General features: G+C 70.7%; 17 protein-coding genes and 1 pseudogene. 8 read left to right on the plus strand and 10 right to left on the minus strand.

The genetic code is table 11. The annotated features are described in order from the left end of the window. Positions 1-8: 8 nt before the first annotated feature. Together ACZ6Z4_RS37535 and ACZ6Z4_RS37540 are read right to left on the minus strand one after the other, a co-directional pair. Positions 9-1,316 (minus strand): phytoene desaturase family protein, encoded by a 1,308-nt coding sequence (locus tag ACZ6Z4_RS37535; RefSeq protein WP_465576780.1) that lies wholly within the window; start codon positions 1,314-1,316, stop codon positions 9-11. Beyond that, the gene (locus tag ACZ6Z4_RS37540) at positions 1,316-1,927 is read right to left on the minus strand and encodes a DUF4126 domain-containing protein (RefSeq protein WP_465576783.1); all 612 of its coding nucleotides are present in this window, start codon (positions 1,925-1,927) and stop codon (positions 1,316-1,318) included. Before ACZ6Z4_RS37540 ends, ACZ6Z4_RS37535 begins: the two co-directional genes overlap by 1 nt. Positions 1,928-2,074: 147 nt before the next feature. Here ACZ6Z4_RS37540 and ACZ6Z4_RS37545 point away from each other — a divergent pair, with 147 nt between their 5' ends. Both ACZ6Z4_RS37545 and ACZ6Z4_RS37550 read left to right on the plus strand, forming a co-directional pair. Continuing rightward, positions 2,075-3,988, plus strand: a complete 1,914-nt coding sequence (locus tag ACZ6Z4_RS37545; RefSeq protein WP_465576786.1) for an N-acetylmuramoyl-L-alanine amidase — start codon at positions 2,075-2,077, stop codon at positions 3,986-3,988. 7 nt (positions 3,989-3,995) lie between these two features. Continuing rightward, on the plus strand, positions 3,996-4,721 hold the full coding sequence (locus ACZ6Z4_RS37550; protein ID WP_465576789.1) for a nucleotidyltransferase domain-containing protein: 726 nt from the start codon (positions 3,996-3,998) through the stop codon (positions 4,719-4,721). Positions 4,722-4,792: 71 nt separating this feature from the next. Here ACZ6Z4_RS37550 and ACZ6Z4_RS37555 read toward each other — a convergent pair whose 3' ends face one another. From ACZ6Z4_RS37555 to ACZ6Z4_RS37565, 3 genes are read right to left on the minus strand one after another with little or no spacing between them, the layout of a single operon-like run. Beyond that, positions 4,793-5,263: a YbaK/EbsC family protein gene (locus ACZ6Z4_RS37555; RefSeq protein WP_465576792.1), complete on the minus strand. Its 471-nt coding sequence runs from the start codon at positions 5,261-5,263 to the stop codon at positions 4,793-4,795. Between the two features lie 10 nt (positions 5,264-5,273). Then, entirely contained in the window at positions 5,274-6,299 is a 1,026-nt protein-coding gene (locus tag ACZ6Z4_RS37560) for a DUF4037 domain-containing protein (protein ID WP_465576795.1), read from the minus strand. 37 nt (positions 6,300-6,336) lie between these two features. After that, positions 6,337-6,903 (minus strand): DM13 domain-containing protein, encoded by a 567-nt coding sequence (locus ACZ6Z4_RS37565; protein WP_465576798.1) that lies wholly within the window; start codon positions 6,901-6,903, stop codon positions 6,337-6,339. Positions 6,904-7,261: 358 nt separating this feature from the next. Between ACZ6Z4_RS37565 and ACZ6Z4_RS37570 the strand changes: the two genes are divergently transcribed. From ACZ6Z4_RS37570 to ACZ6Z4_RS37585, 4 genes and pseudogenes are all read left to right on the plus strand, one after another. Next, a complete protein-coding gene (locus ACZ6Z4_RS37570; protein ID WP_465576802.1) occupies positions 7,262-7,726 on the plus strand; it encodes a DUF6504 family protein in 465 nt (154 codons plus the stop codon). A gap of 109 nt (positions 7,727-7,835) precedes the next feature. After that, on the plus strand, positions 7,836-8,309 hold the full coding sequence (locus ACZ6Z4_RS37575) for an SAV_6107 family HEPN domain-containing protein (protein ID WP_465576804.1): 474 nt from the start codon (positions 7,836-7,838) through the stop codon (positions 8,307-8,309). A gap of 1,274 nt (positions 8,310-9,583) precedes the next feature. Then, a pseudogene (locus ACZ6Z4_RS37580) lies at positions 9,584-10,111 on the plus strand (class I SAM-dependent methyltransferase); the annotation flags it as partial. Between the two features lie 69 nt (positions 10,112-10,180). Next, complete coding sequence (locus ACZ6Z4_RS37585; protein ID WP_465577047.1) at positions 10,181-10,330, plus strand: hypothetical protein; 150 nt, start codon at positions 10,181-10,183, stop codon at positions 10,328-10,330. A gap of 1,444 nt (positions 10,331-11,774) precedes the next feature. On the opposite strand, the gene ACZ6Z4_RS37590 is transcribed toward ACZ6Z4_RS37585, so the two are convergent. The 3 genes from ACZ6Z4_RS37590 to ACZ6Z4_RS37600 are packed head-to-tail and all read right to left on the minus strand — an operon-like array spanning position 11,775 to position 14,410. Beyond that, positions 11,775-11,969 carry a ferredoxin gene (locus ACZ6Z4_RS37590; protein ID WP_465576807.1) on the minus strand — a complete coding sequence of 65 codons (195 nt, stop codon included), beginning with the start codon at positions 11,967-11,969 and terminating at the stop codon, positions 11,775-11,777. 12 nt (positions 11,970-11,981) lie between these two features. Then, entirely contained in the window at positions 11,982-13,184 is a 1,203-nt protein-coding gene (locus ACZ6Z4_RS37595) for a cytochrome P450 (protein WP_465576811.1), read from the minus strand. 17 nt (positions 13,185-13,201) lie between these two features. Beyond that, positions 13,202-14,410: a cytochrome P450 gene (locus tag ACZ6Z4_RS37600; protein WP_465576814.1), complete on the minus strand. Its 1,209-nt coding sequence runs from the start codon at positions 14,408-14,410 to the stop codon at positions 13,202-13,204. Positions 14,411-14,602: 192 nt separating this feature from the next. Between ACZ6Z4_RS37600 and ACZ6Z4_RS37605 the strand changes: the two genes are divergently transcribed. Both ACZ6Z4_RS37605 and ACZ6Z4_RS37610 read left to right on the plus strand, forming a co-directional pair. Next, positions 14,603-15,076, plus strand: a complete 474-nt coding sequence (locus tag ACZ6Z4_RS37605) for a DUF3040 domain-containing protein (protein ID WP_465576818.1) — start codon at positions 14,603-14,605, stop codon at positions 15,074-15,076. A gap of 158 nt (positions 15,077-15,234) precedes the next feature. Continuing rightward, a complete protein-coding gene (locus ACZ6Z4_RS37610) occupies positions 15,235-15,726 on the plus strand; it encodes a DUF6458 family protein (protein ID WP_465576821.1) in 492 nt (163 codons plus the stop codon). Positions 15,727-15,774: 48 nt separating this feature from the next. Here the strand turns inward: ACZ6Z4_RS37610 and ACZ6Z4_RS37615 are convergent, their stop codons facing one another. Then, positions 15,775-18,138 (minus strand): transglutaminase TgpA family protein, encoded by a 2,364-nt coding sequence (locus ACZ6Z4_RS37615; protein WP_465576824.1) that lies wholly within the window; start codon positions 18,136-18,138, stop codon positions 15,775-15,777. After that, on the minus strand, positions 18,135-19,421 hold the full coding sequence (locus ACZ6Z4_RS37620; RefSeq protein WP_465576828.1) for a DUF58 domain-containing protein: 1,287 nt from the start codon (positions 19,419-19,421) through the stop codon (positions 18,135-18,137). Before ACZ6Z4_RS37620 ends, ACZ6Z4_RS37615 begins: the two co-directional genes overlap by 4 nt. Positions 19,422-19,425: the final 4 nt, after the last annotated feature.

The raw sequence follows: 19,425 nt of genomic DNA on the forward strand, positions 1-19,425 counted from the left end.
TTGCCGGATCAGGCCTTGCCGACGGCGTCCGCGACGATGGCCGCGCCGAGCGTCGTCGCCGGTACGCCGCCGCCCGGGTGGGCGCCCGCGCCGACGCAGTACAGGCCCTTGACCGGCGAGACGTTCCCGGCCCGCCGGGCGGCGGTCTTGTAGCCCTCCCAGGCGACACCGGTCCACCAGGAGGCCGACGTCTGGCGGCTGACGACCTTGTCCCGGATGTGTAGCCCGCGGGCGACCAGCAGGTCCACCACGTCGTCGGTGGGGTAGCCGTGGACTAGCACCGACCAGGCGGTGTGCCCGGCGGGAGCTGTACCGCCGGTGCGGACCGTGACGGTCGGCGTACCGTGCAGGACGGTCTCGAACGGCAGCTCCGGCACAGGTCCACGCAGACCGAGGTGTACGACGTACGCCGCCTGCGCCTGGTGGGTCTTCTCGACCTGCTTGCGCAGCTTCTTGGCGGCCGGGTCGCTGACCAACTGGGTGTAGAGGACGCGCGGGTCGACGTCGCTGACCACCACCTCCGCCGGGAGCTCAGTGCCGTCGGCCAGGCGCACACCGGTCACCACACCGTTGTTGCTGGACACTGCTGCGACCTCAGCGTTGGTGCGGACGTCGATCTTGCGCTCCACCGCCCGCTGGGCCAGCGCGTCGGCCACAGCGGCGAAGCCGCCCGCTACCGTCCAGCGGCCGAACGTGCGCTCCAGGTACGACCAGACGCCGACGTACCCGGGGGTGAAGCGCGCCTCCGACCCCTGCTGCGTGGCGTAGTACCGCAGGACGGCGCGGGCTCGGTCGTCGTCCAGGTGCCGCTCGGCGACGCGGTCCAGCGACTGCCACGGCTTCAGCCCGCGGATCGCGGGCAGCGGCAGCCGGTCCATCAGCGGCGGCTCCAGCGAGGTCTTGCGGAGGATCTGCCAGGTCTCCCCGTAGCCGTCGACCAGACCGGTCCAGGCCTGGGCGGTCTTCTCGCCGGCCAGGTCGGTCCAGGTCTCCAGCTGAGCCGCGCGGTCGCCGACCGGCAGGTCCAGCACCGAGCCGTCGCCGAACAGGTGCCGGCGCGGGGTGGTCACCGGGTCGAGCTGGACCAGGCTCTCGATCGGGCGGCCGGACTTGCGGAACAGGTCGCGCAGCGCGGCCGGCAGCGTCGTACTGGCGGCTCCGGCGTCCCAGCTGAAGCCGTCGGCCTCGACGCGGCCGAGTGCACCCCCGAGACGGTCCTCGGCCTCGCAGACGGTGACCTGGTGGCCGAGCTTGGCCAGACGGACGGCAGTGGCGAGACCGGCGAGGCCGGCCCCGATGACGATCACGCGGGACATCAGAGGGTGCTGCTCCCAGTCGCTGGATTCGTACGGCGTTCGCGCCAGGCCCGGAACCTGGCCAGCCCGCGGCGGATCGCGCGCAGGGCGAGGTAGACACCGATCAGGCCGATCACCAGCAGCACCGCGGCGACGATCAGCGCGGCGGTCGGGTGGAAGGCGGCCAGCGACACGACGCCGAGCACGGCGACGTCCTCCCCGGAGGAGGCGGCGATGTTGGTGACGGGCTCGGGTGAGGTGTTGATCGCCAGCCGCAGGCTCGACTTCACCAGGTGCGAGACCAGGGCGACGACACCGCCGGTGGTCGCGACGAAGGCCTGCTCGAGACTGCTCGCCTGCCCGGCCATCAGGGCGGCGATGATCGCGCCGACCGTGGGCCGGATGACGGTCGAGACGGTGTCCCAGGCGGAGTCGACGTACGGGATCTTGTCGGTGACGAACTCGACCAGGAACAGCGCGCCGGCGGCGATCAGGACGCCGTTGCTGGTCAGGGCCGTGGGGACGTCGTCGACGTCGGCGAAGCGGCCGAGCAGCCCGAGGACGAGCACGCAGGCGTAGGCGTTGATCCCGCTCGCCCAGCCCGACGTGAAGGCCAACGGCAACGCTTCCATACAGTGGCTCCGAACTCGATCGCGGTCAGTAACGAACCTTGTGCCGCGAGTTTTGGTAAACCGTTGACATCTGCCAGGCCCGGACCCAGAGTGAACAGGTTGCCGGTCTGCGTGACCGCCCAGCCTTCCAGATCAGGGAGCTCGAACATGCGTCGTCGTCCGAAGATACTCGCCTCACTGGCCGCGCTGGCGCTGCCTGTCGCCGCGCTCGGCGTGTCGACCAGCGGCCCTCCGGCCGCCGCGTCCACACCGGCTCCGGGCCTGGCTGCCGCGTTCCAGTCGGCCGCGCAGCAGTACGGCGTACCGGAGCCGGTCCTGCTGGCCGTGTCGTACGCCGAGACCCGGTGGGACGACCACCAGGGCGCGTCGAGCACGTCCGGCGGCTACGGGCCGATGCACCTGACCGCTGCCGACCCCAGTGCACTGGTGGAGCGCTCGGCCGGGCAGAAACTCGCCAAGGGTGACTCGCTGCGCACGCTGTACACCGCCTCCGACCTGACCGGGCTGGACCCGGTAGCACTGCGCAACGACGCCGCTGCCAACGTGGCGGGCGGTGCTGCGGTGCTGGCGTCGTACCAGAAGGCGCTGGGGCTTCCGGTGGGTGCTGCTACGTCTCCTGCTGACTGGTATGGCGCTGTGGCGTCGTACTCCGGGGCGACCAACAAGGTCGGCGCGTCCGCGTTCGCTGACGACGTCTACGCGATCCTCGCCCGTGGCGCCTCCAGGACGACCAACGTCGGGCAGCAGGTGTCGATGCCGGCCGTCGCCGCGGCGCCTGAGCGCGGCCAGCTCTCCCGCCTGAAGCTGGCCGCCGGTGCGAAGGACTCGGCCGGGGTCGAGTGCCCGGCCGGGCTGGCCTGCGAGTCGCTGCCGGCGCCGTACCAGAAGACCGGGGACGCGGCGACCGACTACGGCAACCACGACCTGGCCAACCGGCCGAAGACCGGCAAGATCGACTACATCGTCATCCACGACACCGAGGGTGGCTGGCAGGGCACGCTCAACCTGGTGCAGGACCCGACGTACGTGAGCTGGCAGTACACGATGCGCTCGTCGGACGGCCACACCTGGCAGCACGTGAAGGCCGACGACGTCGCCTGGCACGCCGGCAACTGGTACGTGAACATGCACAGCATCGGGATCGAGCACGAGGGCTTCGCGGCCCAGGGCGCGACCTGGTACACCGAGGCCCTCTACCGGAACTCGGCGCGGCTGGTGAAGTACCTGGCGAAGAAGAACAACATCCCGCTGGATCGCGCGCACATCATCGGCCACGACCAAGTGCCGGGGACGATTCCGTCGACCGTTGCCGGGATGCACTGGGACCCGGGACCGTACTGGGACTGGGAGCACTACTTCGACCTGCTCGGCGCGCCGATCTACGGGCACAAGATCTTCCCGGTTCGGGCCGGATCGATCGTCACCGTGAAGCCTGGCTTCGCCTCCAATGTGCAGGTCGTGACCGACTGCACGGGCGCCGGTACGACGTGCGCGCCGCAGGGCACGAACTTCGTCTACCTGCGCCAGGCGCCGGACGACGCCGCGCCGCTGGTCAAGGACCTCGGGCTGCGGCCGGGCTCATCGGCGTCGACGACGCAGGTCTCCGACATCGGCGCGCGGGCGGCCGCTGGTTCGCAGTACGTCGTCGCGCAGCGCTCCGGCGACTGGGTCGCGGTCTGGTACCTCGGCGCGCCGGCCTGGTTCAAGAGCCCGGCGTCGGCGCCGGACGCGTTCGCCAAGCCGGGCCTCGTGGTGAAGCCGAAGGCGGGCAAGACGTCGGTGCCGGTCTACGGGCGCGCGTACCCGGAGCAGGCGGCGTACCCGGCGGGCATTCCGTACCAGACAGTGACACCGCTGCAGTACTCGATCCTCGCGGGGCAGGCCTACCCGGTCGGTGACGCGAACATCGAGACCGACTACTACCGGGCGACGACGTTCGACGGGCAGCCGCCGACGGATCACGTGCAGGTGCTCGGGAAGGACCGGTACTACCAGATCTGGTTCGGGCACCGGATGGCGTACGTGCGGGCCGCGGACGTGGACCTGCGTCCGGCGATCTGATCTCCTGATGACCGACGAAGCCGTTCAGCAGTTGCTGGACGGCTTCGTCGCGTCCGCCGCCTTGCTGTCGGCTCAGGCGGTCTGGGTGCACGGCTCCCTCGCCCTCGGCGATTTCGTCCCGTCGCGGAGCGATCTCGACCTGGTCTGTGTCACCTCGGGCCCGGTCGAACCCGCCGCCGTCAAGGCGATCCACCGGCCGCTGACCTCATCCCTGGGGCGCCGCCTGCACTGCACGTACGTTCCGGTCGACTCACTCGCCGACGCCACGCTCCGGCACCCGACCTTCGCCCAGGAGCGCTACTTCACCCGAACGGTTTCGCCGGTGGCCCGCCGCGAACTCTCGCTCGGCGACCTCGCGCTGTTCGGTCCTGTTCCCTCGTCGTTGCTCCCAGCAACGACCGACGAGGAGCTGGCGGCCTTCGTCCGCCGCGACCTGCTCACCTTCTGGCAGCCGGTCACCCGCAAGCGGCGTCCGTGGCTGCGCGACATCTGGGTCGACCTCGCGATGGTCACGCTCGCCCGCGCCGAGACGACGTTGCGCACCGGCACGCTGATCACCAAGCAGGCCGCGCTCTCGCACCTGCCTGCCTTGGGTGCTCCGGTCGCCGTCGTCCAGGACATCCATCACCGCCGGTACGGCGGCGCGGTCGACCGCTCGCTCAGCTGGCGCCTGCACCGGGCTGATCTGACGCGGAGGTTTCTGCAGTCGGCGATCCCGGCTGCGTGCGGCTAGTTCGCTTCTGCTGACGGTGATCCCTGCCGGCTGCGGCTAGTTTCGCTTCCGCAGGTCCCTGCCGCCTGCGGTTAGTTGACGACGACCGGCGTCCCCTGCGTGACGCGCAGCAGTTCGTCGTACGTCGTCGGGAAGATCGAGTGCGGGATCCCGCCCGCGGCCCACACCTCGTCGTACTGCTCGAGTGCGGTGTCGACCAGCGTTCGCACCGGCGCCGGGTGCCCGACCGGTGCGACGCCGCCGATCGCCTGCCCGGTGTGCTCCCTGACGAACTCCGGCGTGGCCCGCTTGAGCTTCGTCAGCCCGAGCTCGGCGGCCAGCTTGGCGGTGTCGACGCGATGCGCGCCCGAGGTGAGGATCAGCACCGGCGTACCGTCGCCGTCGAAGATCAGGCTGTTGGCGATCGCGCCGACCTCGCAGCCGAGCTCCGCCGCGGCGGCGGCCGCGGTGGGGACCGCCTCGTCGAGGATCCGGATCTCGCCTGTCGCGCCTGCGGCCGCCAGGGCGTCCGCCACGCGCTGGACGTTGGGATGAGTGCTCACGCTCGCGACCTTACTGCTCGTAGATCTGCCGCAGTCGCCGGTAGGCGGCCGGGTTGCTCAGTAGATCGGTGTTGTCCGCGAACTGGTCCACCGAGCCGACCAGCGGGAGGCTGCGGAGCTTCTCATCCTTCACCTGCTGCAGGCAGGCGTCGACGAACCGCTCTGCTCCCAGGACCATTGCGGGGCGCTCGTGGAACTGCCGGGCGCTGGTGTCTACCTGCTCGGTGACCCCCAGCTTGTTGTGCCGAGCGGCTGCCAGCTCATACGCCGTGACCAGCGCTGTCTCCCTGTCCTCCTGCTGTGGCGCCCCGACCGCCTTGGCCAGCACCTCGTCCAGCTCGTCCGTGCCGCCTAGCCGGCTGTATGCCGTACCGAACCACTTGGAGTAGGGCGCATAGTTGCGCTCCTGCAGCAGCGCCAGCCGCATCACGTCCCGCACCAACCGCGCGCTCAGCACCCGCGACCCCAGCTCGACACCCACCTCGAACGTGCGCTGGACGAACGGCTCCTCCTGCGCGATCCGCGACCACTGGCACGCCAGCATCCACAACCACACGTCCTGCGGGTACCAGGCGAGTGCGTCGCGCACTGGTCGCAGCCGGCCGTCGTCGGCGTACAGGGGACCGGCGACGACGCCCAGCAGCTTCTGCTGCGGCGTGACCAACCAGTCCGGCGTACTGATCTCTTGGCTCGCGTCGAAGCCCAGCAGGTCGACCAGCCAGTCAGCGACGGTCGTCACGGTGATGTGGTGGATCGGCTGCTGGGTGTCCCACCCGAAGCGCACCGGGTGCCCCTGGTACTCGTCCGGGAGGCTCTGCTCGACCAGTGCCTTCACCTGGTCGACCTGGTCGGTGTCGACGAACACCTGCAGCCGCGGGCCCCACCCGTGGTCCATCGACCGGGCGGTGTCGTAGCCGAGCACGTCGGAGCCCCAGCCGAGCAGGCCGGCGGCGTACGGCGTACTGGTGAGCAGGGGGCGGATCACGTCGTCGTGGAAGCTCCGGCTGAGATCGCGCGCGGAGGTGAAGGCCGTCATGCGTCCCGAGCCTAGGAGGCGAAACCCCTGTGCTGCATCAGGTTTTCAGCTCGGCGGCGCCGAACGAGACGTTGAACCTGTTGCACCAGATCGAGACGCTGGTGAAGTCCGCGAGGTCGACGTCGTCGGGGATGGCGTAGTTCTGGTTGCCCTGGTTGCCTTTGAGCTGGCCGAGGCTGGTCGCCTTGCCGTCGTCGAAGACGTGCCAGCCGGCCTTGCCCTCGACAACCTTCGCGTCGCTCAGCCAGACCTCGAGGTCGGGGCCGTCGGAGGTCTTCAGGTTCTCCAGGCGCAGGATCCTTCGCCCGTCAGGGAGTTCGACGATCGCGACGGTGCCCTCAGTGTCGTGCTCGTGGGTGATGAAGGTCCCTCGGCCCAGGGTGGTCGGGGTGCTCGCCGGTCGCTCTCCGGAAATTGTCGGTGGCGCCTTGGAGGATGAGGGCATGACAGACGGAGCAGCACTCGCAACGGCGCCTGGCAGCGCCTCGTCCACGACCGTGTCGGTGAACAACCGCCACGGCTGGAAGAGCGGCAACGCCACCGCCGCGACGACTGCTGCTCCGGCGACCAGGCTGATGCCGATCGCCTTGCGGTGGGACCTCATCGACGTTCTCGCTCTCGCTCGACCGGTGCGGAGTGGTGCCCCGGGAGGGGTGGCTCCAGTCTGGCCGGGCGCGGCGCCGAGCGGGACGCGCCGGGGCTTACGGCCCGTTGACGGTTGTCGGCGGGCGAGGCTACGCTGTGAGTGTTCGAACAGATGTTCGATTGCCTCGGACCCGGGCTCGTCGGGAGCCCGCAGCGCGGCGATCGGCACAGCTGCTCGGCTCCGGTGCGGAGTTGCGGCCGCATCGGTGACCGGCGGACCCGGTGGGCCGGGCGCCGTGGTGGACCTCGACCCCCACCCGGCGCCCACCCACCGGGCCGCTACCCGGCCGAAGACGTTGGCGCACAGGAGGCGATGGATGATGTGGGAGTTCGACGAAGCCGTTGAGGTGCGTTCCGGCGTCGTGGACGGCATCGAGTCCCCGGAACAGTTCCTCTGGCACGGCCGCCTCTGGCTGGTCTGCGCGATCCGGTCCCACCACACCGAGACCGCCGCCTGGTGGGAGCGCGGCATCATCGGCCAGGGCGTCGGCGCAGCGTCCGCTCCCCACGACCACTTCACGGCCCCGCTCAGCTCTGTCGCCCACAGCTCTACGGCCCGTGGCGCGGCTGCCCACGGCTCCTCTGCAGCGGCTGACACCACGCCCGGCTCGACCTCACCCAGCTCCGCCGCCGTCGGCGTCCTCGACGCCGACTGGGGCCCGCGCCGCACCGTCTTCCGGGTGGAAGCCGGCGCCGGCCGGCACGCCCCGCGCGAGCTCTTCGACCTCGCCCACGACCCCAACTCCGGCCGCTGGCAACTCGAACGGGTGACCGCCGCATGACGCTGTCCCGCCTGATCCGCCTGACCAGTGCCGAGCTGACCCTCGACAAGGGTCAGCCGCCCAACCCCCGCACCACGAACTCCGAAGATGTCGAAAGGGTGAGTAACCGATGACCGTCTCACCGGTGTCCCCGGCCGCCGCCAGTTCAGCGACCCGAGACCTCTCCCGCGCCCGCGCCGCCCTGGCTGAGGCCCGCGATACCAGCGACCACCTGATCCGCTACTCCACCGCCCACGTAGCAGCCCTCCGCCTGGCCGCCGCGGTCCTCGCCGTCCGCGCCCGCCCGGTCCGCTCCGGCCCCCGCCGCCGCGTCCAGCGCAACGCCTGGGTCCTCCTGTCCGAAGTAGCCCCCGAGTTCACCGAATGGGCCACCTTCTTCGCCGCCGGAGCCTCCCAGCGAGCCGCCGCCGAAGCCGGCCTGGAACGAGCCGTCACCACCCGCGAGGCCGACGACCTCATCCGGGAGGTCGAAACCTTCTACACCCTCGTAGAAGAAAGCCTCCACATCACCACCCAAGCCCCCCTCCCCAAGTACTCCGACCCCCAGTCAGTCCTGGCCCAACCCTGGATGCAAGCCAGCTGACCCCCGACCCGGCTTGTGGCGAGGCCCCCCGTTCCTCCCCACAAGCCGCCCAACCGGGCGGCCTCATCACCCGCCCCCGAAGGACCCCGGCCCGCCAATCCACCGGGGTCCTTCGCATGTCTGGGGTTCGGCATCGCCCCGCCGCTTCTCCTGCGCGACGGCCCGCCCTCAGCCGAGCGCCCCTCGCGCAGCATCCCCTCACGCGGCAGCCCGCCCCTCAGTCCAGCTCGCCCTCCCCGCAGCATCCCTTCGGTTCCCCTCGCCACCTGCCCCAGGCGGCCCGCCTGCCTCCTGACCCCACCCCTAGCCGCACCGTGGGACCTCGCGTCTCCGGCCGGGCCGCCTTCCGCTCGCGCCCGCTGACCGTCCCCGCGGGCCGTCTGCCGTTCGCGCGCTCACCGTTCCCGCGGGCAGCGCGTGCCGACCCCGCGCCGTTCCACCTGGCCTCACACGACCTGGCATACCGCCTAGCCTGACGCCCACCGCCGCGCCGGTGCGTCACATGCACTCGCCGCGCTAGCTGCTTCAACCCACCCGCCTCGTGCGACCGGCGCGCTGGCTTGCCGTCCCGTGTGACGGGCTCGCGCCATCCGCCGCACTCCCTGCCGCGGGTGCCCGTTCGCCGACCTCGTAGGCCGGCCTCGCCCCACCCGCCGTACCGCTTAGCCCGCGCCATCCGCCGCTCGGACCGGCCTCGCGCCAACCGACGTACCGCGTGCTGCACACCGTCCGCGGCGCTGCCCGGTCTCCCCACCCGCGTCGTGCGGCCAGTGGCAACTGCCTCGCAGCACCCCGCCGTACCGTGTGCCTCGCCGGGCCGATTGGCCTCGCGCGCCCGCCTGCCATCCGTGTTGGCACTACCGCCGCCGTGCGCCGGCCTCGCCTGGCCCGGTGCGCTGCTTGTCCTGATCCGATCCAGCGCTCGCGACCTGCGGGCCCGCCGGCCGTCCCCGTGCCGTTCGCTGTGCTGGCTGGTCTCGCACCACTCTCCGTACGCCGGGCCGCATGGACCACCGGCATACTCGCCCGCCTCGGCGAGTGCCGGCCTTGCGCCGCGCCCTGCTACCGCTCGGTCGGCCCAGCGCAGTCACCGCCCGCACCTGTTCGTCGACCTTCAGCTGTTGCTCTCCCCGCCCTGCCGCTTCTTCTCGACCCGCGGTCAGCGGGATCTGGCCGGTGCGGGGGAGCGGAGTGGTTGGGAAGTAGGGTTGGGCTGCGTCTGCGGGTCGCTCGTGGGCGGGTCAGGTGTGTGGGATTGGTTGGAGGGGTGTCTGATGGTTGACCGACGTCGGCGTTCGTTGCGGACGGCGCTGGTTGCCGAGGCGCTGCGGGTTGCGCTTGCTGGGCGGACCCGGACCGATCCAACGGCCGGGCTCGACATCGTGGACCTTGGTGGTGGGACCGGTGGGTTCGCTGTGCCGCTGGCGGTTGAGGGGCATCGGGTGACGGTGGTTGACCCGAGTCCTGACGCGCTGGCCTCGCTTGAGCGGCGGGCTTCGGATGAAGGGGTCAGCGAGCTCGTTCATGGTGTGCAGGGGGATGCTGCGGAGCTTCCTGAGGTTGCTGGTAAGGCGACGGCTGACGCTGTTCTCTGCCATGGCGTGCTTGAGGTAGTCGACGATCCGGCTCAGGCCCTGCAAGCGATGGCTTCCGTACTGCGTGATGGTGGCGTACTCAGTCTCCTGGTCGCTCAGCGGAACGCCGTTGTGCTGGCGCGGGCGCTCGCTGGTCATCTCACCGAGGCTCGGACTGCGCTGCAGGACCCCGACGGTCGGTGGGGCGCTGCCGATCCGATGCCGCGGCGGTTTGACGAAGCTGCCATCATCGCCCAGCTCGCTGAAGCCGGGTTCATGGTGCACACCGTGCACGGTGTGCGTACCTTCACCGATCTGGTGCCCGCCGCGATCGTCGACTCCGAAGCCGGGGCCGCCGAGGCCCTCGCCGACCTGGAGCGAGCGGCGAGCCAGCACCCGGCGTTTCGGGCTCTGGCCCCACAGTTGCACATCCTCGCCACGCGCTGAGCTCGGGTGCCGGGGTCGAGTTGCTCGATGATCGCGGCGATGGCGGGGAGGGCGGCGGGGGAGCGCCCGAGGCGCGGTCGAGCTGACGGCGGGTCGGCGACGCCTGCCGTCTCGCCCCTGGCCCGGCGGAAGTGCCAGCAGGCGCACTCGGGCGCACACCCGACGACGCTCGAGCCGTGCGGGCTCCCGGTCCACTCGTCGGCTGGCCGGAGAGGCCCGACACCGTCCGCCGTCGTCTGCGGACCTGCCCACAGGCTTCCGGCTCATCCAAGGGCTGACCCGGGAGGCCAAAGCCGCGGGCTCGCGCGATCCGGCGCGCTGCAGGAGCATCGCGGGGGACATCCGGTGCCGTAGCTGCCCCACAGCGTCCCGCGGTTGCTAGGCGGGGTCGCTCAGTGCGCCAGATGGGTCGCGCCAGTGCGCTGGCCACAACCCGGTACCAGCTGAGCGCCCGGCAGAGGTAGACCTCGACCAGGCCTGGCAGGAGCGCAGCGCTCGCCTCCGTCCGATCCGACACGCTCGACGAGTGGGCTGTCCGCCCTGGGTGGCCGCGCCAACGCTATTTGGCCGAGCACCGACCGGGCAGTCCGTGGAGCGGGCCGACGTGGTGCGGCGGTCCAAGGCAGCGGCCGCGGCCTGGGGTCGAGCGGCAGTGGCGGCGGCCTGGGGTCGAGCGGTAGCGGCGGCGGCCTGGGGTCGAGCGGCAGTGGCGGCGGCCTGGGGTCGAGCGGCGGTGGCGGCGGCCTGGGTTCGAGCGGCAGTGGCGGCGGCCTGGGGTCGAGCGGCGGTGGCGGCGGCCTGGGTTCGAGCGGTAGCGGCGGCGGCCTGGGGTCGAGCGGCGGTGGCGGCGGCCTGGGTTCGAGCGGTAGCGGCGGCGGCCTGGGGTCGAGCGGCAGTGGCGGCGGCCTGGGTCGAGCGGTGAGTTGCCCGCTGGCTGGGGCAAGGCGGCTCCGGCTGAGCTCCGAGGGCCAGTTTGTTCAACTGGTCGACGTGCACCACTGATCAAGTGGTAATGGTCAGCGCATGGTGAGCGTGGGCGACGGTGCAGAGGGCTCTGCGTGGACGGTTGATCAGTGGTGGGTGTCGCGGTGCTGACGGCCTCACGCCGTGGGAAGGCGCTTGCGAGGGAACGTGGCGCGGGATCTCGGGTGCGGGCTTGCGGGAGAGCGGACGTGCAGCACTCAGTAACGGGTGGTTGGTGGGTGCTCGGTGGTGGGGCTGAGCGTGCAGGATGCCCAGGTGAGGGGGTTGGTGAGTGATGCAGGTCCGCGGCGCACGGGCGAGGTGGTGCGCCGGGACCAGCGAATTGATGAGCCATCGGGTTTGCCCGGCATGCGTGGCGAGGGGTTGCTGATAGGGCACGCGGTCGGTTGCGGGTAGTGCAGGGCGGGGTGGGCGCGTGGCGACTCGTCGGGTGTGCGGGCGCAGAGGAGTGCGGCTCGTGTCAGGTGGTGACCTGGATCGCGCGGGCCGGGCAGAGGGCTGCTGCTTCCTGGACGTCTGGAGCGAGGGGCTCGGGTGGCGTGTCCGTGAGGAGGGTGACGATGCCGTCGTCGTCTCTTTGGTCGAAGACCTCGGGGGTGGTGAGGACGCACTGGCCGGAGGCTATGCAGGTGGATTGGTCGACGGTGACCTTCATGGGGGAGTGTCCTTACCAGGTGACGGGGAGGGAGTAGACGCCATAGATCTGGGCGTCGTGTTTGAAGGGGATCTCTTCCAGAGGGACGGCGGATCGGAGGGTGGGGATTCGGCGGTAGAGGGTGCTGTAGACGACCTGGAGCTCCATCCGGGCCAGGGGCTGGCCGAGGCACTGGTGGACGCCGAAGCCGAAGGCGACGTGGCGGCGGGCGTCTCGGGTGAGGTCGAGGGTGTCGGGGGAGTCGAAGGTTTCGGGGTCGCGGTTGGCGATGTCGTTGGGGAAGATCAGGCCGTCGCCGGCCTGGATGGTGTGGCCGGCGTACTCGAAGGTCTCGGTGGCGACGCGGCGGCGGCCTCGGTGGGTGATGTTGAGGTAGCGGAGGAGCTCTTCGACGGCTCGGGCCACGACCTTCGGGTCGTCGGTGTCGCGGAGTACGGCGAACTGCGACGGGTGCTCCATCAGCGCCAAGGTGCCTAGGGCAATCATGTTGGCGGTGGTCTCGTGGCCGGCGACGAGCAGGAGGATGCCGGTGCCGGCGGCTTCGCGGCGGGTGAGGTCGCCGGAGCGGACTCGGTCGGCCAGCTCGGTCAGTACGTCGTCCGCCGGTACGGCGAGCTTCTGGCCGATCAGGTCGTCCAGGTAGTCGATCAGTTGATCGGCGGCGGCCTTGCGTTCGGCAGGTGGGGTTTCCAGGCGGATGAGCATCCGGCTGGTCTCCTGGAAGAAGTCGTGGTCGGTGTACGGGACGCCGAGGAGCTGGCAGATCACCAGGGACGGCACCGGAAGGGCGAGCGCCTCGACCAGGTCGGCGGGGCGAGGACCGGTGAGCATCTCGTCGATCAACGAATCGACGATCTGCTGCACGCCGGGTTGCATCGCGCGGACGCGCTTGATCATGAACGGCGCGGTGACCATCCGGCGCAGGCGCGCGTGCTCGGGGTCGTCCATCTGGATGAAGGCGAAGCTGTCGCGGTCGCGCGTCACGTTCGGGATGCTGTCGGGGTAGCCGGGGCGGGTGCTGTCGGCGCTGACGCGCGGGTCGGCGAGCAGCGCGCGCTGGTCGGCGAAGCGGGTCACCAGCCAAGGGGTGGTGCCGTCCCAGATCTCCACCTTGGCCAGCCGGTCCTCGGCTTGCAGGGTCTTCAGTTCCGGCGGCGGGTCGAAGGGGCAACCCGTTGCCTTGGGCATCGGGTACGCCGGGGGCGTGGTCGTCATGAGCGTCCTCTCCGGGTTCACCACGCGACCGGCAGCGCGTGCACGCCGTACACGATCGCGTCGTGCTTGAAGTCGATCTGGTCCAGCGGTACGGCGGCGCGTAGCGTCGGGATCCGGCGGTACAGGGTGCTGTAGACGACGCGGAGCTCCATCCGGGCCAGCGGCTGGCCGAGGCACTGGTGGACGCCGAAGCCGAAGGCGACGTGGCGCTTGGCGTCGCGCTCGAGGTCGAGCACGTCGGGATCGGCGAAGACCTCCGGGTCGCGGTTGGCGATGTCGTTGGGGAAGATCAGGCCTTCGCCGGCCCGGATCGTCTGGCCGCCGATCTCGATGTCGGCGAGCGCGACCCGGGTCAGGCCGCGGTGGGTGATGTTCAGGTAGCGGAGCAGTTCCTCGACGGCGCTGTTCACCACCGCGGGGTCGTCGGAGTCGCGCAGTACGGCGAACTGCGCGACGTTCTCCAGCAGCGCGAGGGTGCCGAGGGCAATCATGTTCGCGGTGGTCTCGTGGCCGGCGACGAGCAGCAGTACGCCGATCCCGGCGGCGTCCTCGCGGGTCAGCTCGCCGGCGGTGACGCGCGCGGCGAGATCGGTCAGTACGTCGTCGCCCGGTTCGGCGACCTTGCGGCCGACGAGATCGTCCAGGTACGCCGTGAGGCGCTGCCGCGCGGCCATCCGTTCCTCGAGCGGGGTCTCGATCCGGATCAGCGCCTTGCTGTTCACCTGGAAGAAGTCGTGGTCGGCGTACGGGACGCCGAGGAGCTGGCAGATCACCAGCGACGGCACCGGGAGCGCGAAGGCCTCGACCAGGTCGGCGGGCTGCGGGCCGGCGAGCATCTCGTCGATCAACGAATCGACGATCTGCTGCACGCCGGGTTCCATCGCGCGGACGCGTTTGATCATGAACGGCGCGGTCACCATCCGGCGCAGCCGGGAGTGCTCGGGGTCGTCCATCGAGATGAAGCCGACCGGGCTGCCGGTCTTCGGGGTGTTCGGCTGCAGGATCGGGTAGCCGTCGTGGTTCCGGTCGGCGCTGACCCGGTCGTCGGCGAGCAGCGTGCGCTGGTCGGCGAAGTGCGTCACCAGCCAGGCCCTGCTTCCGTCCCACAGCGTCACCCGCGACAGCCGCTCGCCGGTCTGCAGCGCCTTCAGCTCCGGCGGTGGGTCGAACGGACAACCAGTTGCCTTGGGCATCGGGTATGCCGGGACGGGGGCGGTCTGCTGCATCGGGTTCCCTTCGGTGGAGAGTCACTGCTGGTGACGGGATCGTGCCTGCCCGTACAGCCTCCGTCGAACCATTGTTTAAGTCAAGCGCCTGACTTAAAACGTGGTCCAGGGTAGGGTGGGAACGAGTTCCGGAGGCCGTTGGATCGCGGCGGTTGCGGGACCGTGACGCGCGGGACAGGCGGTCAGGGTTTCGTGGACCGCACCGGCGGCCTAGACTGGACTCGGCCTATCGAGATCGCGCTCACCATGGAGGGATCGACGGTGCCCCTCTCGGAAGAAGAGCAGCGCCAGTTCGAGCAGCTCGAACGCGCCCTGGCAGCGGAAGACCCGAAGTTCGTCTCCGCCATGCGAGGGACCAATGTGCGCGCTTACTACAAGCGCCGGGCAGTACTGGCCGGCGTCGGGTTCGTGCTGGGCATCGTGATTCTGATGGCCGGTGCGATCATCCCCAACACCATCATCGGCGTCATCGGTTTCGTGGTGATGGTGGCCTGTCTGTACGTCGCGGCGCTGAGCATGAAGCGGATCAGCAACGCCGGTGACGGAGACGACATGCCGCCGCCCCCGCCGTCGCCCAAGAAGCACCGGACCAGACACGACTCGTCCGGCAGTTTCATGGAGCGGATGGAAGACCGCTGGCGACGACGGCGCGACGAGGACCTCTGACGCTGCGCTGACCCACCTCTGCGACCACACCCGCGCCGCGCGCCGGGTGTGGTTTCTGGTTTGTCTCCCGATACATCACCGCCGGTCACTGTGGGTACCGGTGGGCCGTACGCGTTCAGCGCGGCCCACGGCCGCACGGCCGGCGTTGGGAGTCGAGCATGAGTATCGGAGTCGGGATCTTCCTGATCGCCGTCGGGGCGATCCTTGCCTTCGGGATCCGGGACAACGACGGCGGGGCGGTCAACCTGACCGTCGTCGGGGTGGTGATCATGCTGGCCGGCGCGGCGGGGATCTGGTTGTCGTACAAGATCACCAACGACCGGCGCCGGGTGCCGACCGACGCGATCGACCCGGCGGTCGAGGAGCAGTACCGCACGGTCGAGGCGAGCCACGAGCACGACCAGCACCAGACGCGGATCGAGCACCGGCCGGACGGACGGGCGCCGAAGAAGGCGGCGAAGGCTCGCCCGCAGCCGATGACGCCGCAGCCGGTCGAGTCGGACGCCGGTGAGCGCTTCGACCCGGTCCAGGCGGTCGACAAGCCGAGGACGGAAGGGCCGACGACGGAAGAGCCGGCCGGGGATCGCACGGTAGAACTCGACCCCACAGCGAGCGGACTGCCGGAGCAACCGCGGCGACGTACCAACTAGACACCACAGACAGAACCCCCGGACCAGGTGGCCCGGGGGTTCTTGTGTTCAATCTGCGTGTCGACTCCTGCGCGGTGTCAGCGTCGTGCGGATCCTCGCCAGCAGGAGATCGAACTCGTCCAGCAAGTCCGACGCCTCGGCGCTGCCTCGGTTCAAGTACCAACGCCACGACGGCGGCAGAAGCCGAGCCCTCCAGCGCCGAGGCAGTTTGGCCTGGGACCAGAGCGCCTTGCGGACACTCGAAGCCTCGGCGCGGAGATCCACCGCGGTGTCCTCCAGCCCCGCGTAGCGGACCGCCTCCAAACCCCGCGCCAAGCGGTGCGCATCCGGATGCACCGACTCCGGGAGCTTCGTCGCCATCCACTCGCCGAGCTGGCGAGGGGTCGACGTGTCCGACCAGTCGAGGCCGACGTCGCGCGCGGTGTCGCGGACTTCCGCCCACAGGCCCTCCACGCTCGCTCGCCCAGGCACCCGAGCGAAACGCCGCCGGCGCGTCAGGGTCCGGATCAGCCACGGGACGCCGAGCACGAAGACCACCAGGACGCCGATGCCGATCGCCTTGCCGCCGCCGTTGCTGAACCAGTTGCCGGACTCGACCGGGATCAGGCCGTTGTCGTCGGGCAGGTTCCGGTCGCCGGGGCGCTCGAACTCGGGGTCGGTGGACGCGCCGGGCGTGGTCGGTGCGGTCGTCGGCGCCGTGGTCGGCGTCGACGGCAGCGGCGCGGCCGGGGCGGTCCAGCTCGGGGTGGTCGCGACCCGGGCCGACGGGGTCGGCTCGAAGCGGACCCAGCCGAGGCCCTGGAAGTACAGCTCCGGCCAGGCGTGCATGTCGTGCATCCGTACGACGTACTGCCCGTTCTTGCCGGCCTGGCCGGGCAGGAAGCCGATGCCGACGCGGGACGGGATCCCGAGCACCCGCGCCATCAGCGCCATCCCGGTCGCGAACTGCTCGCAGTACCCGGTCCGGTCGGTGAGCAGGAACCGGCGCAGCGCGGTCATGCCGCTCTTGTTGTCGGTGTCGGTGCTGTAGGTGAAGTCGCCGCCGCGGAAGAAGTTCTGCAGCGCGACCGCCTGCTGGAAACGGTTGGCGCCGGCGTCCGCGACGACCTTGTTGGTCAGCTCGCGGATGCCGTCCATCTCCCGGGTCGGGACCTGGCTCGTGTACTGGTCGGGCTCCGCGCCGGGCGGCGTGGCCTGCAGCAGCTCGGGGGTGAGCGGCAGTTGGTACGCCTTGAGCCGGTAGTTCTTGCCCGCGACGCCACCGCCGCCGTTGCTGGAGACGACGTCCAGCGAGGACGGCTCGTAGCGCCAGCGGTCCTTCAGCGAGATCGAGCGCAGCGGGTACGGCACCGGGGCGAACGCCGAGCGCAGGTTCCGGCTGACCTCGATCTTCATGTCGCTGGTCGGCACCTTGCTCAGGTCGCCGTTGAAGCCCTGCGGCGCGCTCAGGTCGTCGTCGGTGATCTTGACGCCCTCGGAGCGCGGCGAGATCCGCCAGGTCCGGCCGTCGAACATGTCGAGCGCGGTCAGCCGCAGGTAGGTCCCGCCGGCCGGGCCGCCGCTGTAGGTCAGCGCGGTGACGTTGTCGCCGCGCTTGAGGTTCTTGCCCATGTCGAGCATCGGGTCGGTCGGCGAGATCGCCGCACCGATCCCGGAGCCGCTGCCGCCACCGGCCAGGCCGTTGCCGATGACGCCTTCGGGCAACGCCGGCAGCAGCGCGGGCAGCAGGGCCGCGAGCGCGATCACGCTCAGGCCGATCCGGCGGCCGGCCTGGCCGAGCGCGGAGGCCTCGATCGGTTCGGACGCGTCCAGGTGCGAGACGCCGGAGATCCGGCGGCCCCAGCGGCTCAGCCTGGTCCGGCCTTCCGCGGCCAGCAGGATGATGTAGCCGACGGCCGGCGGGATGAAGAGCAGGGCGGGCAATCCGCCGTGCACGGTCGCGGCCGGCACGGTGTACATGGTGAGCAGCAACAGCCCGGCCCACGCGGCTTGCCTGAGCTGTACGGCGATCAGGTGGATCAGCAGCCCGGTCGCCGCGATCACCGACGCGGCGAACAGCGTCAGGTGGTCGTCCGGCGGCAGCGGCGCGCTGAAGCGGTTGATCGCGTCCATCGCGTTCACCATCTGCTGGTTGAACGCGAGCGCCGTCTCCTTCCACGGCACCAGCCCGAACTTCAGCGTGTCCCGCAGGAAGATCAGCGACAGCAGCTCGACCAGCACCAGCAGTTGCACCACCGGTACGACGAACCGCGGGGTGCGCAGGTTCTGCAGCAGGATGCCGGTCCCGGTGACGATGGCGCACAGGAACGCGCTGATGAACAGGAACGGCCCCGAGAACACCGGGGTCAGCACCAGCGCGCCCAGCACGGTCGCTCCCCACGCGGCGAGCGAGATCCTCACGTGCCCTGTCATGCGATCCTTCCGCTCCTCAGGCCGAGGCTCGACCAGACAGTAGGTAGTGGGTCACCCCGACGGACGCGGGCGACGCGCCAGCCGTTGCGGCGCAGCTCGTGCTCGGTGGCGTCCGTGGCGGCGCTGAGGCGGTTCGCCTTCTCGGTGCCTTCGACACCGACCGCCCAGCTGACCGCGTCGAGCAGCAGCGCGACGCCGGTCGCCTGGCCGGTCCGCCAGCGGTTCAGTGCGGTGATGTCGTCGCTGGTGCAGGCGCCGATGATCGCGATCGCGAGGCTCGGCTCCTGGATGTGCCGGTCGACGGTGAGCAGCGGGCCGACCTCGGCGTACTTGTGCTCCTCGACCGTGGCGCACTCGGTGAGCAACTGCTGCGTGGTGAGCGGTTGGTGTACGGCGGTGGAGCTGCGGTGGCTGATCGCCGAGAGCGTGGTCGGCCCGCCGAGCAGGGTGGTGACGTAGCCGCGGCGGATCCGGTCGGCGCCGATCGACGCGGCCGCGCTGACCGACCACTCCAGGCTGGACGACGGTCCGTGCCCGTGGTGGGAGATGGTCCGGGCGTCGAGGAAGATCGCGCACCGGCTCTGCCAGGGCTGCTCCTCGCGGCGCACCATCAGCGAGCCGCGGCGCGCCGTCGACCGCCAGTGCACCCGGCGCAGGTCGTCGCCGTCGCGGTACTCGCGAACGGTCGCGTCCTCCTCACCGGCCGACGCGATCGCGCGTGGCCGGTTCTCGCCGGATCCCGCGCGGTCCGAGCCGAGCCGGACCTCGGGCAGCTTGTGCACCCGAGGCGTCACCAGTAGGTACTGACTGCGCGCGAACGTCCGGCTCGTCTCCACCAGGCCGAACGGGTCCGCGACGGTCAGCATCAACGGCCCGACCTGGAACAGCCCGCGGACGTCCGACTTCACCGGGTACGTGACGGTGCGCTTCCAGTTCGGGCTGACCCGGTCCACGACGAAGCGCGGCCGGTGGCCGAGCACGTACGGGATCCGGTCCTCGAGCAGCAGCAGGCCCGCGGGCATGCGGCCCTCGTTGCTCAGGGCGAGCTCGACCGTGGCCGGCGTACCGACCGAGACCTGGGCCGGGGCCAGGCTGCGGCGGACCTGCAGACGCAGCCTGGTGCGGCCGACCACCAGAGCGGCCACCACCGGCAGCGCGACCAGGAGGATGCCGACCCGCAGCAGGTCCTTCTGGCCGAGCAGTAGAGCGCACAGCGACGCGGTGATCCCGGCAGCGACGAACGCCCGCCCCCGGGTGGTGAGTCCGCGCAGTGCCTGCCTCATGGCC

It is taken from the genome of Kribbella sp. NPDC104740, assembly GCF_055583505.1.